General features: G+C 42.6%; 11 protein-coding genes. 8 read left to right on the top strand and 3 right to left on the bottom strand.

The features are described from left to right. Positions 1-105: 105 nt before the first annotated feature. The gene (locus SHEWPOL2_RS18690; protein ID WP_037430609.1) at positions 106-618 is read right to left on the bottom strand and encodes a GspH/FimT family pseudopilin; all 513 of its coding nucleotides are present in this window, start codon (positions 616-618) and stop codon (positions 106-108) included. Between the two features lie 246 nt (positions 619-864). Here SHEWPOL2_RS18690 and glnB point away from each other — a divergent pair, with 246 nt between their 5' ends. Continuing rightward, a complete protein-coding gene (glnB, locus tag SHEWPOL2_RS18685) occupies positions 865-1,203 on the top strand; it encodes a nitrogen regulatory protein P-II (RefSeq protein ID WP_011073353.1) in 339 nt (112 codons plus the stop codon). Between the two features lie 192 nt (positions 1,204-1,395). Continuing rightward, complete coding sequence (locus SHEWPOL2_RS18680) at positions 1,396-2,685, top strand: NAD(P)/FAD-dependent oxidoreductase (protein WP_037421015.1); 1,290 nt, start codon at positions 1,396-1,398, stop codon at positions 2,683-2,685. Positions 2,686-2,850: 165 nt separating this feature from the next. Here SHEWPOL2_RS18680 and SHEWPOL2_RS18675 read toward each other — a convergent pair whose 3' ends face one another. Next, a complete protein-coding gene (locus tag SHEWPOL2_RS18675; RefSeq protein WP_037421020.1) occupies positions 2,851-3,867 on the bottom strand; it encodes a LacI family DNA-binding transcriptional regulator in 1,017 nt (338 codons plus the stop codon). 426 nt (positions 3,868-4,293) lie between these two features. Between SHEWPOL2_RS18675 and SHEWPOL2_RS18670 the strand changes: the two genes are divergently transcribed. The 3 genes from SHEWPOL2_RS18670 (at position 4,294) to SHEWPOL2_RS18660 (ending at position 9,245) form a co-directional block, all read left to right on the top strand. Beyond that, on the top strand, positions 4,294-6,900 hold the full coding sequence (locus tag SHEWPOL2_RS18670) for a TonB-dependent receptor (RefSeq protein ID WP_037430608.1): 2,607 nt from the start codon (positions 4,294-4,296) through the stop codon (positions 6,898-6,900). Between the two features lie 96 nt (positions 6,901-6,996). Continuing rightward, entirely contained in the window at positions 6,997-8,520 is a 1,524-nt protein-coding gene (locus SHEWPOL2_RS18665; RefSeq protein ID WP_037430607.1) for a tryptophan halogenase family protein, read from the top strand. 35 nt (positions 8,521-8,555) lie between these two features. Then, a complete protein-coding gene (locus tag SHEWPOL2_RS18660; protein ID WP_037430606.1) occupies positions 8,556-9,245 on the top strand; it encodes a SapC family protein in 690 nt (229 codons plus the stop codon). Between the two features lie 60 nt (positions 9,246-9,305). Here SHEWPOL2_RS18660 and SHEWPOL2_RS18655 read toward each other — a convergent pair whose 3' ends face one another. Then, on the bottom strand, positions 9,306-10,214 hold the full coding sequence (locus SHEWPOL2_RS18655) for a sulfite exporter TauE/SafE family protein (RefSeq protein WP_037430603.1): 909 nt from the start codon (positions 10,212-10,214) through the stop codon (positions 9,306-9,308). Positions 10,215-10,703: 489 nt separating this feature from the next. On the opposite strand from SHEWPOL2_RS18655, the gene SHEWPOL2_RS18645 reads away from it, so the two are divergent. Genes SHEWPOL2_RS18645 through SHEWPOL2_RS18635 form a run of 3 tightly spaced genes read left to right on the top strand, consistent with a single transcriptional unit; the run spans position 10,704 to position 15,899 of the window. Next, positions 10,704-11,693, top strand: a complete 990-nt coding sequence (locus SHEWPOL2_RS18645) for a transporter substrate-binding domain-containing protein (RefSeq protein ID WP_037430600.1) — start codon at positions 10,704-10,706, stop codon at positions 11,691-11,693. Then, the gene (locus SHEWPOL2_RS18640) at positions 11,693-13,180 is read left to right on the top strand and encodes a methyl-accepting chemotaxis protein (RefSeq protein WP_037430598.1); all 1,488 of its coding nucleotides are present in this window, start codon (positions 11,693-11,695) and stop codon (positions 13,178-13,180) included. The genes SHEWPOL2_RS18645 and SHEWPOL2_RS18640 overlap by 1 nt, the downstream gene beginning before the upstream one ends. Positions 13,181-13,208: 28 nt before the next feature. Next, positions 13,209-15,899, top strand: coding sequence for a family 20 glycosylhydrolase (locus SHEWPOL2_RS18635; protein WP_037430596.1), 2,691 nt, complete (start codon positions 13,209-13,211; stop codon positions 15,897-15,899). Positions 15,900-16,104 lie beyond the last annotated feature (205 nt).

Raw genomic sequence — 16,104 nt, 5'->3', positions numbered from 1 at the left:
TCCAGTATAGAGAAAGCTATACTCTGCACCTCAATACTGTGGCAGAGCGTTAACAACTTGGCAGTATTCAATGGACTGTGTACTAGCATATTTATCAATATGCATTTATTTACAGTCAATATTTTTTGCCGTAGATAAGCGAACTCGTCCCGCTTGATTGACCACTATTGCTTTAGAATTTTTGTTATCTATTGTTCGTGGGCAATATTTAAAGGTTCCGTTACTGCCTGATGCAAGCCCATCTGGCTGAAATCTTACAGAGTTACGGTTGTACTTTATAAAATCTTTGCTATCGAATTCATCAATAATCATTATCACTTTATCATTTAAATCAAGTGTTTCAGCTGCACCTGAGTCAGTAAAAACTGAGATACCTTGCTGCCAGTTATCAGTGCACTGTCCATTAACGAGAGGACAAGCAGTTACCCTATATCCGTAGTTTATTGCGGTGTTACGTGCAAATGCGAATGTTTGTTGAACAGTTTTTATATTCGAATCTGCTCTAAAATGGTCAGTTATGTCAGTATACGCTGGAGCCCCAATCGTAAGGAGAAGTGTTGATATGGATAAAGTGGTGAATAGTTCTATCAGGCTAAAACCATTTTGATGGGTATTCATAACAGTTCCTTTGTCATAAGTGTCCCGCGTCCAGCAGGCGGTTTTAAACATCAACAGCTAACTCCAAGTATAAATGTCAGGCTAGGATCTGCGATGTAATTTTTAGATTTTTATGTGCTAAGAACCGTTTTATAGAAACTGTGTTTTATGAGTAAAGCGATGCCGATGCTTCAATAATGCCTTAACCACGTGTAAGCTAGTGTTATTCTGTTTGATTATCTGTAAGCAAGTGCTGAGGAATGTTTGATGAAGAAAGTTGAAGCCATTATTAAGCCTTTTAAATTAGATGATGTGCGCGAGTCACTTGCTGAGATTGGGATCACGGGAATGACTGTGCTCGAAGTCAAAGGTTTCGGTCGTCAGAAAGGACATACGGAGCTTTATCGTGGTGCTGAGTATATGGTTGATTTTTTGCCAAAAGTAAAAATTGAGCTTGTGATCCAAGATGATCTCGTTGATCAAGCTATAGATGTGATTGTTGAAACTGCACGTACTGGTAAGATTGGTGATGGCAAAATATTTGTGACAGATGTTGAGCGGGTTATCCGGATTCGAACTGGGGAAGAAAACGAAGAAGCGGTTTAAATCTATTCTTTTAAAATTAGGGCCTGAGGGCCCTTTTTTGTTGCCTAAATTTTATCATGTAGCTCATTAAGTCGTTCGATTTCTGAAATATCTTTAATGTAAAATGGTCTGCTTAGTTAGACTAAAGTAGTTATCTCTTATCTGTTCCATGGTATAACTTAGCCACTTAAATGAGCTTGTGAGGTTGTTATTTTGGCTACGAAACGAATCGTGATTGTGGGCGGTGGAGCTGCAGGTTTAGCGCTGGCCTCAAAATTAGGCCGTAAGTTGGGCGGTGGTGATGTCGTCGATGTCTGCTTAATTGATAAAAGCCCTATTCATATCTGGAAGCCAAAATTACACGAAGTTGCTGTGGGGGTTATCGATCAGTCGATTGAGGGATTACTTTACAGAGATCATGGCCTTAAAAATGGATATCGTTATATTCGTGGTGAAATTGAGCAGTGTGAACCAGATGCAAAGACTATTCAGCTTGCTGCTGTATATAGTGATTCAGGAGAATTATTGCTTGAACCTCGTCAGATTGAATATGATTATTTAGTTCTGGCCTTAGGTGGAGTATCCAATAGCTTTAATACCCTAGGAGCGGAGCAACATTGTATTTTTCTCGATAGTTTAGATAACGCTAACTTATTTCATCAAAAGCTCTTGGATGCCTTGTTACAACTCAATGAAACACAAGAGAAAGTCAGTATAGGCATTGTTGGCGCAGGTGCAACAGGCGTTGAGTTAGCCGCTGAACTTCATCATGTGATTGAATCAGTTAAAGAATATGGTTACCTTAATATCTCAAAACATCATCTTGATGTGCATCTTATTGAAGCCTCTCCCAAAATTCTTCCCCAACTACCAGAGCGTGTAAGTGCTAGAGCCCAAGCCGTACTTGATAAAATCGGTATTCGTTTACACATCGGGGTGCAGGTAAAGGAAGTGACGCGTGATGGCTTCATCACTCAAGATGGTGATGTGATTGAGGCAGGCCTAAAGGTTTGGGCGGCTGGCGTTAAAGGTCCAAAAGCCTTCCGAAATTTTTCTAAACTGCCTATTACGCCGCGAAACCAAGTCGAAGTTGATGCTTGTATGCGGGTGAAAGGCCATCAAGATATTTATGCCATTGGGGATTGCGCGCTATTAATTCTCGAGTCTGGTCAACCTGTTCCGCCACGCGCTCAAGCTGCTGCTCAGATGGCAGATACGCTATATGAGAATATTGTGAACCGGCTACAAAATAAGGCTGAAAAGGCTTTTGTCTATAAAGATTATGGTTCCTTAGTTTCATTAAGCCGCTTTTCGGCCGTGGGTAATTTAATGGGGAATCTACGCTCTGGCACTTTCTTCGTTGAAGGCCATATCGCAAGGCTGATGTACATCTCTTTATATCAAAGGCATTTAGCAAGCCTATATGGCTGGTTCTCTGCGATTATTTATCGCATCGCACAAAAGCTACTCAAGTGGCAAAGACCAAAGCTGAAATTACACTAATGGTATAAACACGAGTGAGCTATGCTCTCTCGTGTTTTTAGTATGGCATTTTTCGATATTGGATTTGATATTACTGCTACTAGAAAATCCGTTTACGTACTACAACGACAATGCGCCACTTTTGCATCATACACTACGAATATAAGTCTAAAACATCAATATATCCTAGTGTTTAGGTGAGGCAGAAGAATCGCGGATAACCGGCTCTGGGGTAAATGTTTTTGCAAATTTAGCATCTAGCTCACGACGTTTATCGATTAACAGTTCTGTCGCAACTTGGGCAATTTCAGAATTGGGTTGATGAACAGTGGTAAGCTTCGGCCAAGTTTGGCGTGAAAATGGGCTATCTTCGAATCCTACAATCGACAAGTCACCAGGAATATCAAGCCCTGCTAAACGTGCGGCAAAAAGTGCTCCTGCTGCAATTTCGTCGTTACAAGCAACAATCGCAGTAGGACGATTTTTAAGTTTAATCAGGATATTTGCGCCTTCGACCCCCGATTCAAATGAGTATTTCCCTTCAATTATGTAATCCTCATTCAGAATTAGATGGTTTTTTGTTAATGCTTGTTTATAGCCAAGTAATCGTTCTTTCGTGGATTCGTGGTGCAAATCACCACTTATAAAAGCGATATTTTTATGGCCCAAATCAATCAAATGCTGGGTTATTTCAACCGCCCCCGACTTGTCATTCACTAAAATGGTGAGCCCATCTGGCTCTTTAACTCCTTCCCCTGCAATAATGCGGACATAATTTGCATCGATCTCGTTGAGAGATTTCAGTACTTTTGGATCTTCTGAAAGTGGCGGTGTTAGCACTAAACCTGCGAGCCTCGAATGTTTAACAAGCTGAGTCAGCTCATCACAAATTGTGTCAGATTTAGCATTACAAGGGTGGATAACAAGCTCGTAGCCTTTATCTTTACATGCCGATAAAATCCCATTCTGCATATCAATAATGTAATACGCATTAGGATTATCATAAATAAAACCAATAGCATAGGATTTTGTCCCTGCCAGATTTCTTGCGGCAAGATTGGGCTGATAATTTAATGCTTTAATGGCCTCGTTCACTTTATCAATCGTGGCTTGTTTCACCGATGGCTCATTATTGGTTACGCGGGAAACTGTCTTGATTGACACTCCAGCATATTTAGCGACGTCGTTGATAGTGACTTTCATTGATCTAAAAACTCTTTATTCGAATTTGCGAAGGGCTAGCAGATTGATGAACCTCAATCCTTTAAGCGTAATTTACAAGCCGACAGCGTTGTCAGTTAACTTTTTATTATGTTGCTTATAGTGCGAGCATTTATGCCGTATAGCAATGCTCATTTGTTACAAACTGCGGCATTTTTCAACTGTTAACACTCCGTTATAAGTTGTAATTTTACATCAAATTATTTAAGTGATTATTTTTACTTAAATATATTCAGATTCTATCCTGTCAAGGTCAGTGTTATGACATTTTTTTTCGTCCAGAGTTATTTTGTTGTGGCAAGGCTGTTAATTATTGTGTAATGTTTGCTCTAGACATGACAGCGCTGTCATTCCATCGGAATGGTTATGAATACTAAAACGATAATAAAGTTATGGAAGGGAAACGAGATGCGACCATCATCCTTTAAGAAAAGTGTACTAGCTACAAACATTGCTATCCTCCTCGGCAGCGCGGTTTCAATCAGTGCTGTCGCTGCTGAAGCAGCTGCAACTGCAGCCGCTCCTGAAAATATTGAAAAAATTGAAGTGCGTGGTATGCGTGCTTCATTAAAAGCCTCTGTTAATGAAAAGCGTTTTTCAAATTCTGTTGTTGATGCTGTGACCGCTGAGGATATTGGTAAATTTCCTGACGGTGACGTGGGTGAGTCTTTAGGTCGTATCCCAGGGGTTGCGGTAAACCGCCAGTTCGGTCAAGGTCAGCAAGTCTCTATTCGTGGCGCTTCTAGCCAACTTACAAGCACTTTACTTAATGGTCATTCTGTAGCCTCTACAGGTTGGTATGATCAGCAAGCTATCGATCGCAGTTTCAATTACAGCTTATTACCGCCAGAAATGGTTGGTGGTATTGAGGTTTATAAGTCATCTCAAGCTGATATCGCGGAAGGTGGTATTGGTGGCACTGTTATTGTAAAAACTCGCAAGCCACTGGATTTAGATGCCAATACTGTTTTTCTTAGCGCCAAAGGCGATTATGGAACGGTATCGGAGCAAACTGATCCTGAGCTTTCCGGCTTATATAGTTGGAAGAATGAAGCGGAAAATTTTGGTTTACTGTTGTCTGCAGCCAATTCGATGACAAATTATCAACGTAATGGCGTTGAGTCTCTATTAGGTTGGGGGGAAATTGTTCCAACGACGTTTGAACAGGAGCGTGAACGTACAGCGATTAATGCAGCGCTACAATATCGGGCAACAGAAAGTTTAGAGTTTGGCTTAAACTTGATGAGTCTGGATATGTCAGCCAACAACGCGAACACCTCTTTATTTACCATGTTCCCAGATAATAAAGAAACTGCATGTGAACAGAAAAATGCATCTGGCACCTGTATTTTTTATCGTCGCGATGGCAAAGATGAAAACCCGGGTTGGGCACAAACCTGGGCTCGTGTTGCCAGCATGGACTCAAAAACAGTTGATTTCGATTTTAAATACGATGCCGAGTCTTATAAACTCGAAGGCCGTGTCGGTAATACGAAATCAGAGGGCGGTACTGAACTTACGTCTAACTATGGCTTTTGGTTAGGCGATGCTGCAGATTATGCTGGTACCTATGATGCTACTGGTGATGTCATTAAAATTGATATTGCGAATAAGCATTTTGGACCAGAAGATTTTAAAGGCAAACTGTCTCCAGCGGGTTGGTCTTTGAAAAAACAACCAAACTCAGATGAAGAGACTTATGCACAGTTTGATATCACTGTGCCCGTTGAGTTAGGGGTAATCAGTTCTGTTAAAACGGGTCTTCGCTGGGCTGACCATGATGTTATCCAAGAAACCTTACCTGCAATTTTAAAGGCTGGGTTAGCTGAGAAAGATGCAAGTGCTTATTATTCTGGAACCGTATCTTCTGGAGCAGGCTTTACACTACCTAAGCCTAACTTAGATGCGATGATTAATGATGCTTATGCTGCAATCAATGGTTTCTCGACAGATGGTACAGTTTACAAATCTGGATACGGTACTATTAACGAAGAGAATTTAGCTATGTACGTCATGGCTAACTTTGATGCTGAAGGCGTACGCGGTAACTTTGGTTTACGTTATATTTCGACTGATGCATCGTCAGATTATTATAAATTGAAAGCTGATGGTTCTTATGCTGATGAATTAAGTACTCTATCGGCTGATTATGATGATGTACTACCGAGTATAAACGTTGCCTTTGATCTCGCTTCAGATGTGATTCTGCGTGCTTCTGCTGCTCAGGTTATTTCTCGTCCTAATTATGCTGATATGTTTGCATCTTCAGCATTAGCTGGTTACGCAGATGGTACTGCTAATAATGAAGTGGTTAATACTGGCAACATCGCTCTGAATCCTTTCAAAGCCACACAAGCTGATTTAGGTATCGAATGGTATTTCAGTGCTGATGGTTTGTTAGCTGCAACCTATTTCTTAAAGGACATTAGTTCATTTGTTACATCAGACCAAATCTTGAATCAAAAAATTGAAATTGTTGACCCTGATTCTAAGGTGGATAATTGGACTAAATCGACCAAAACAAACGGAAGTGGTGGTGTAATTCGTGGTATTGAGTTGCAATTACAAGATGCTTTTGAAAATGGTTTTGGTTATTCAGCTAACTATACTTTTGCTGATTCAGATGCACCTGCTGTGAACTACCCTGATGAAGTTAGTGTATTCTCTGATTCATCAAAGCATACCGTTAACTTAGTCGGTTACTATGAGATGGATGATTTCAGTGCACGCTTAGCCTATAACTGGCGTTCTGAATACATGATCCGTGAGCTTCCTGGTTTTTATGGTAACCGTGAACATCAAGCCTATGGCACGCTGGATTTGAGTGCTAGCTACAATATCACTGATTACTTAGGTGTAACCTTTGAAGTGGTTAACTTACTGGAAGAAGACAGTGTACAACTTGGTGTGGCACCTGGTTCTGCAGAAGTAAAACCAGAACTGAAAGATGGTTACCCTGCATGGAGTTTTGACGGTGAAGCGCGTTATAAACTAGGAATGACATTACGTTTCTAATTTTATAAGCTGCTTAAAAAGCCTAGCATTCGCTAGGCTTTTTATTATCAATATATTTAATAATAAACTTAGGTTTCTCCAAATTAGAGGCTCGTTATGACAATCAGAAAAATAGCTATTATAGGTGGCGGTACTTCAGGTTGGTTAGCGGCGAACCACTTAGGCCGGGCGTTGAAGGGGCGTTCTGGGTTATCTATTTCAGTGATTGAATCTCCTGATATTCCTATTATTGGTGTCGGGGAAGGTACTGTGCCTTCGATTAAAAAATCATTACAGAGTTTTGGTATTAGTGAGTCAGAATTTATTCGAACATGCGATGTCACGTTTAAACAGTCTATTAAATTTGTGAACTGGTTAGATCAAACCCGTCACGGCAAGCATAATTTTTATCATCATCTATTCGATATCATTAATTTACACCAAGGTGACGCTGTATCGACTTGGTTGGCCGAAAAAAGCGGACATTTTGCCGATTTTATTTCCCCGCAGCATTTAGCTTGCGAAGCGGCTAAAGCACCAAAGCTCATTACTACGCCAGAATATGTGGGCATCTTAGGTTATGCTTATCATCTCAATGCGGCAAAATTTGCCAAATTACTCGCAAAAAATGCCATTGAGAAATTTAATGTAGAGCATATTTTAACGACAGTACACGACGTGTGTTTAGGTGTAGATGGCGCTATCGAGTCATTGCAGACTGAGCGGGGGAATCTATCTTTTGATTTCTATATTGACTGCAGTGGCTTTGAATCTATTTTGTTAGCCAAAGCATTAAAAGTGCCATTTATCAGTAAAGCGCAGCAACTTTTTATTGATACGGCATTAGTCGCACAGATTCCGACCCAGCCAGCTGATGTTATTCCTCCTTATACCAAAGCAACTGCCCATCAAGCGGGATGGATTTGGGATATTGCACTTACCCAGCGCCGCGGTACAGGATTTGTGTATTCATCTGTGCATATGAATCAAACTGAAGCTGAACAAAAGTTTGACCGTTATCTTGGTGGTAAACTCGCCGATATTCCCCATCGCAAAATCCCAATGAAGGTCGGCTATCGTCAACAATTTTGGGTCAAAAACTGCGTTGCATTAGGGCTGGCACAGGGCTTTTTAGAACCCATAGAAGCGACTTCAATTTTATTAACGGACTTTTCTGCTCGATTTCTTGCTGAACGTTTCCCTGCAAATAAAGATGAGGTGGATTACTTGTCAATGCGTTTTAATCGCACTGTTAACCATGCATGGGAAAGGGTCGTCGAATTTGCCAAATTGCATTATTGTTTGTCAGATAGAACTGACTCGGCATTTTGGCTTGATAATCAGCGTGAAGAGACAATTCCTGAGCCGTTAAAAGAGCGGCTTAACATGTGGAAGTCATTTAGCCCTATTGCAGAGGATTTCCCCTCAAAGTTTGAGGTGTTTAACTTAGATAATTACTTATATGTTCTTTATGGGATGAAATATCCGACTCAACCGCATGATAGAGGTTTAGTCGCAAAAGCTAATTTGAATGCTTATATGAGTAACATGTCGAATGTGAAGCGCCAAATGTTTGAGGGGTTACCAGAACATAGAGAATTGATTGATAAGATTTGTACTTATGGCTTGCAAGCTATCTAAGCGCTTTAATTTAATGTGTAAAAAGGAAAAATAAAATGAAAACACAATTTGTACCTTTAAATGACGCAAGTCATAAAAATTTAGCGATTGGGGATAAGGTTGATTACAGCCTTTTTGAGACTATGCATATGCTCCCTCTTCAGGTTCAAGAGTTTATGTCTGCTGCGACCAGTTTCCCTATCGTGTTTACAAAAAACGCTCAAACTGGTGAGTTCCTCTCTATTGCGATTACTGCACTTAAGCCTAATACTAATAAGTTGCTCAAAAACGGTCAGTGGCAATGTCGCTATTTACCTATTCAAGTTCAATTGTATCCTTTTGTAATGAGTTATATAGATAACGACAAAGTTATCTTAGGTGTTGATGTCAATAATTCATCAGTGGCAGAACATGAAGCGCATCGTTTATTTGATGATTCAGGCAATCAAACGGTCTATTTATCAAAAAAACTTGAATTAGCGAGTTTACAGGCTAGTTATCATGAGATGACAAAGTACTTTATCAAAGTGTTACTCAATCATGGACTGTTGCAACCACGTACATTAACAGTGACTACACTTGATGGCACTAAAACCAATATTGATGGAATATATACCATTGACGAAGGAAAACTGCAGCAGCTAGACGATACGACATTGCTTGATTTTGCTAAACGAGGTTTCTATTCAGCTATTTACGCACACCTTTGCTCATTAAATTTAATTGATTTGGTGATGGAAAAATAAACTCAATTTTATATAGTTCGTTTTAATAATATTAAAGCGAACTATTGTAATTGAGGCTATTTAGTTTGCTAGCATCACACTCCCAGTCAAAATAATCCAGCTTGCAAAAAACAGTTTTAAGGTTTTGACTGGAAGATATAGCGCCAGCTTGCGGGCTAACAATCCTCCGATAATTGCACCGGGTCCTGCAAATAGCACTAATTCATATAAAGCGTGACTGTGGTCGGAGAACACGTGTATTGGGCTTGCCGACCAAACGGTTATGGCTGATACCACAACGCCAACCGCGACGGCCATCTTGGCGCAGATACCTCGTAACATCAGATAGATTACAATCAGTTCACCTACACCAACAGACAACCAAGCGGTGATGATCCCGCCAAAGTAACCAATAACCGCTAAACAAAAATAGTCTATGGATTTAAGACTATTACTTTGCAGATAGCGGCGTTGACTGCTGAAAATGATTGCTATCCCAAGTGCGATAGAGAAAAGGCTAAAACTGGTGTGGAGCGAAGAGGGCGAAGTTAGTTGCCATAACTCACTGCTCCAAAGGCCAAGTACTGAAAAGCATGCACAAAGCAAGATACATGGAATAAAACCACACCAGGTTTTATCCATATGGTGATGCCGTTGATAGTATCTTGACCATGAAATTGCGCCAGCAGTCATGCCAAAACACTGGATCATAAAAGACGTCGAGACACTTTGAGCTTCGGTAAAATCTAAACTAGAGAACACAGGGATGAAAATAACGCCTCCGCCTGCTCCAGTTGAATTAGCAAAGATAGCTCCTGTTATTCCTAAAAATATAAACTTGCCATATTCTTTAATTAACTCAAATGGTTGTGCGAATTGAACAAACCAAACTATCCATGTGCTTAACAGAGTGAGCAGTACCGTTAACGACCGATAATATTGGCCGCTGAAGGTGTTTTTACGCTTAAAGGTAGGGATATATGTGAGCATCTTTTTAAGATAACTGAGTGTGTCGTTTGAGTTGTTGCACCTATGTTATCAGTCAAAGACAGCGTTGTCACATAGGTTGATAAATATAGATTTAAATTTAACCAATTGAAATTTAAAGAATAAATTTATCTTTCTTAAAAATATAAAGCTAATTGTCAAAAAAATGTAGAAATCCTGTTCTTTCTTTTGTAATTTAATGAATGACAACGCTGTCATTTGCTTGTGTGATGCGTTGTTTAGTAAGGTCTGCATGAAGAGGATGAGGTCTCCTTATTCATGTGTTTGGCAGAAGTATTGCTGGTCGGGCGGCGGTACGTTTGTCTTTAATATTTGATAGTCTCTCCCCAGAAACTAGCGTTGGCTGGGTACTGTAAACAGTGCCCAGCCATTTTTTTAGGTAGAGTGACCTTGTTAGGATAAGCAGACAAGTTAGCGGCATTAATAAATAAAACTCGCTGGATTTTCCAGTCATAAAAGAGGCTGCGATTCATGGTTATTCATATTGCTACACCGCTTTGCAGCGTAGTGGCGACTTTTGCTAAGCGTTTGTTGATGTCCGTCTTGGGACTCTGGGCGAGCGTTATGCTGTGTGCGTTGAGTTTCACCGCGATAGCCGCTGTGGAGTCAACGTCGTTTGCGCTTACTAATGCTGCTTTTGCGGCTGGCACTTCTTCGGCAAGCAATCCCACTCCTATCAAGATAGTGACCACCATCCAACAGCAATGGCAATTTAATCTGCTAAAAGAGGCGCTGCGCCGCTCCGGCAAGCCGTATCAAGTTGAACAAATGTCGACGCAGATGAACCAAAAACGCAATGCAGAGGAAGCACTTGCTGGCACTGTTGACGTATTTTGGAGCATGACTTCCAAAGAGCTTGAGGAAACCATGCTGCCCGTGCGGATCCCACTGTTTAAGGGATTGCTTGGTAACAGATTATTAATTATCCGTAAAAGTGATGAGGCTAAGTTTGCCAACGTAAAAACATTGGCGGATTTTAAACAATTAACCGCTGGGCAAAACCGTTATTGGCCCGATGCGAGCATTCTCGAAGCTAATGGTGTGCCGTTGGTAACGAGCTATCAGTACACCAATCTATACCCGATGTTAGAAGGTGGCCGGTTCGACTACCTTGCGCTTGGCGCACAGGAAATCGGCGATGAACTTGCGAGCCACCCTGATCCCGCACTTAAAATTGATAGCCATATCCTGCTGCAATATCGCTCTCCGGCCTATTTTTTTGTCTCACCAAAACGCCCTGAGTTAGCTGAGGCAATCTTAGCGGGGCTTGAGTACATGATTAGCGACGGTAGCTTCGATGAAATGTTTAATCGTGAACTTAAGATTGAGCAGCTCTACCGTGATGCGCAGTTTGAGCGGCGCGTGATTATCCGCTTAGATACGCCAGATTTACATCCCCTAACGCCGATTGAACGCCAGGAGCTGTGGTTAGATCTATTTAGTGTGCAAGGTGCAACATAATGAAAAATTTAGCCTTAAAAGTACAAATTGGGCTAGCTGCGGCGATATTTATGATCGTGAGCGCCTTGTTTGGGGCGTCCTATTGGTTGGCGAGCGATAAGCTGATGAGCGGTGAAATGGCCTTTGAAGACAATACGGTCGCTAATCTGCAAGTCACTATGGCACAGCCGATTTTTACCTACGATTACGAACAGATCCGGGCTGTATTATCTTCCATGTTAAAGTCTAAACAAATTTATCAAATTACCGTTGTTGATCATCGCGGTAAGCTGCTCGCAGAGGATAAACAAGCCGAGGCAGTTGCCGTCAACTATCTACAAACAAGAGAGTTACAGTTTAGCGACCAAGGTAATCCTACCGGACGCTTAACCATTACTTTTTCCATTTTGCCCGTAAAAGCGCAGTTATCCGAGTTGTTGCTGAGCTACTTTATACAGGCTTTGTTGATTTTAGCGGGCAGCCTCGTCGTTATTTTCATTATTTTAAAGCGTTTAGTGATCACCCCATTAGATAAGGTTGTCACCGCGTTAGAAGAGATTGCCAATGGTGATGGCGATTTAAGTCATCGATTACCCGTTGAAACTGAAGATGAAATTGGCAAACTCGCCAATGCTTTCAACGGCTTTGTCGAACAAATTCACGGCACTATTTCAAGGGTGCATGAAACCTCGAGTCTGCTATTGGGCGATGCTAAGGCGCTGGGCACGTTGTCGCAAAGCAACAATCAAAGGGTGCAAGCTCAGCTTAAAGAAACCGAAGCCGCGGTCACGGCCGTGACTCAATTGAGTGCCAGTGCAAATGAAGTGGCCATCAATGCTAAACGTACCGCCGATGCGGCAACCCAAGCCGATAGGGCGGTTGACGATGGCCAGCGTCAGTTTGACTCGGGCTTAGCCATTACTCGCCAACTTGCGGCTGAGTTAACACGTTCGGCTCAGTCGGTGTCGCAGTTACAACAGGAAACGCAGCGTATTGATGAAGTTGTGGTGGTGATCAGCAGCATTGCTGAGCAGACTAATCTGCTGGCGTTAAATGCCGCGATTGAAGCTGCCAGAGCGGGTGAGCAGGGGCGTGGTTTTGCCGTCGTTGCCGATGAAGTGCGCTCTTTAGCGAGTCGCACCCAACAGGCGACGGGAGAAATCCAAAAAATGATCCAACAGGTGCAGAGCCGAGTTGCCGAAACCGTGAATGTGATGCAATCGAGTCAGACTCTCTCCAATCAAGGGGTCAACCGTTCGGAAGAAATTAAACTCGTTCTATCTAAAGTGACTGATTTAGTTTCAAATATCAGTAATATGAATATCGAAGTTTCCCATGCGGCGCAGGAGCAGACCTGTGTCACCGAAGCGATTTCTCGTACATTAAATGATCTTGCCAATGTCTCAGGTTCAGCCTCCCTCGATAGTGAGCATCTAGCACAATCGAGTGAGCGACTGTTTCACCAAGGGGAAAGACTGCGGACGTTAGTAACTTCCTTCAGATTGTAGCCATTTCTGAAGCTAGAAAAGGAATATCATGAATAAAACGATTGCCGCCACCGCCATTTTATTTGCATTAGGTTTAAGTGCCTGTAGCCAAGCGCCTAAAACAGTGAATGTGCCAGTGCCAAGCTCAGCCGAGCTCGCCACGCCTGCGTCATTAACCCAAGCGCAATTGCAGCAGTTTGGGGATACCTTGGGCGTGAGTTATCGCGTGCTCACTAACCGACCCGATAATAACTGTGACAAAGCCGCCGCTGAAGGTCGTTGTTTTGTAGCTGAAATTGATTTTGCCCCTGGCGTTGATCTCAAAGGTCACGACTGGGCGATTTATTTTAGCCAGATGCGTCCGGTGCAATCGGTTGAGGGCAAAGAGTTTTCCATCACTCATGTCAAGGGCGATCTTTATCGGATAACGCCTACTGAGGCATTCAGCGGTTTTAACAAAGGGGTTAAAAAGACCTTAAGGTTCCGTGGTGAGCTTTGGCAACTGTCCGAAACCGATGCTATGCCAAACTATTACATCGTTGCTGGGGATTTATCGCCAGTGGTGATTGCCAGCACGCAAGTGAAGCAAGATCCTGAAACGGGGATGGAAGTGCGCCCCTATGTTGAGGCGTACACCGATATGGTGAAGCAGTATCGCCGTACTGATGCGGATAAATTAGTGCCTGCGACCGCATCACAGCTATTTAGCAATAACCAAAATGTCAGTGAAGATGCCAGTTTAGCGGTCAATACCATTATTCCCACGCCGCAAAAAGTCGCGATCCATTCTCATGATAAAGCGGTATCACTCACCTCTGGCATTACATTGGATGTCGCGTCAGTATTGAGTCCATCTGCTGGAAATCAGTCTTTTAAAACCGAGCAAGTGGCTGCGGCGCTTGAACGCTTAGCACGTTTGGGCGTTAAAGAGTCAGAACAAGGCTTAGTGGTGAAATTGAGCTGGCGCCAAGGTGCAGAGAGCAGTTATCTGCTGGATATCAAACCCGATGGTATCAAGATTGCCGCAGGTGATGCGGCAGGATTTTCCTATGCGCTATCGTCACTTGCCAGTTTGATTGATGTGCAAGAGCTGCGCGTAAATGCGATGACAATTGAAGATAGCCCAAGATATCCATTCCGCGGTATGCATATCGATGTGGCCCGTAATTTCCACAGTAAGGCGATGATTTTTGCGCTGATTGATCAAATGGCGGCTTACAAACTCAACAAATTACATCTGCATATGGCCGATGATGAAGGTTGGCGCTTAGAGATTGATGGTCTGCCTGAACTGACCGATATTGGTAGTAAGCGTTGCCACGATCTTGAGGAAACTACCTGTTTGTTACCGCAGCTTGGCAGTGGGCCTGTTGCGGAGTCGAGCGTTAATGGTTTCTATAGCAAACAAGACTATATCGATATAGTCAAATATGCCGATGCCCGCCAAATTCAAGTGATCCCTTCGATGGACATGCCTGGCCATAGTCGCGCAGCGATAAAATCCATGGAGGCGCGTTACCGTAAATTACTCGCCCAAGGTAAGCCTACGGAGGCGAAAACCTATTTGTTGTCGGATGCGGCTGATACGACTGTGTATTCTTCGGTGCAGTATTACAACGACAACACCCTGAATGTCTGTATGGAATCGACCTATCAATTTGTCGATAAAGTCATTGATGAAATAGCCAAATTACACCAAGCCGCGGGTCAACCATTAACTCGATACCATATCGGCGCCGACGAAACCGCTGGGGCGTGGAAGCAATCTCCTGAGTGTTTATCCTTTGTAGCCAATAACGATAAAGGCGTGAAATCTATCGAGGATTTAGGCGCTTACTTTATTGAGCGGATATCGAATCAACTGGCGGAAAAAGGCATTGAAGCCGCAGGTTGGAGTGATGGCATGAGCCATGTTCGCCCAAGCTATATGCCAGCTAAAGTCCAATCTAATATTTGGGATGTGATCGCCTATAAAGGATATGAGCATGCCAATCAGCAAGTGAACAACGGTTGGGATGTGGTGCTCTCGAATCCTGAAGTGCTTTATTTTGATTTTCCCTACGAAGCCGATCCTAAAGAGCATGGCTATTATTGGGCAAGCCGCGCCACCAACGCGCACAAAGTGTTTAGCTTTATGCCGGATAACTTAGTGGCGAATGCGGAGCAGTGGACCGACTTGCAAAATCTGCCTTTCGAAGCCGACGATAGGGCAAGAACCGATGAGAAAGGCAAAAAATCTGGACCACGGGAGCAAGGTAAAAACTTTGCTGGTTTACAGGGGCAGTTGTGGAGTGAAACCATTCGCAGCAACGATACCGTTGAGTACATGATTTTCCCTCGTTTATTGATGCTGGCTGAGCGTGCTTGGCATCAAGCAGAGTGGGAAGTGCCTTACCAATATCAAGGTGCATTGTATAACCAAAGCACTGGGCACTTTACTGCGGCAATGCGTGACGCGCAGGCACAATCTTGGCAGCAAATGGCCAATACCTTAGGGCATAAGGAGTTTATTAAACTCGATAAGGCAGGTATCGATTACCGAGTGCCGACTGTCGGTGCCGAGATCCGTGACGGTAAACTGTTTGCCAACGTGGCTTATCCAGGACTTAAGATTGAGTGGCGACAAGTGAGTGGGCAATGGCAATCCTATCAAGCAGGGCAGGCGGTAACTGCGCCCGTTGAGATCCGTGCTATTGCTGCTGATGGTATCCGCAAAGGCAGAAGCTTAATCGTTAATTAATCTGTTATGTATCTGGCTGTATTTTAAAAGAAAATACAGCCTTTTTCTTTTTCACTTTCAGTCAATTCTTTCGCCTGACATTTGATTATAAATTGCTTCAAAAGTAAATGACAACGCTGTCATTTTTGCTGTAACATTGAGTTAACTAAAGTTGAGTGTCGTATTAACGGCATAAGTATAAGCAACGGTAGCGCTGCATTAAGAG

This window comes from Shewanella sp. POL2, assembly GCF_000282755.1.
Taxonomy (GTDB): domain Bacteria; phylum Pseudomonadota; class Gammaproteobacteria; order Enterobacterales; family Shewanellaceae; genus Shewanella; species Shewanella xiamenensis.
This window is presented reverse-complemented; position numbering and strand designations above follow the sequence as displayed.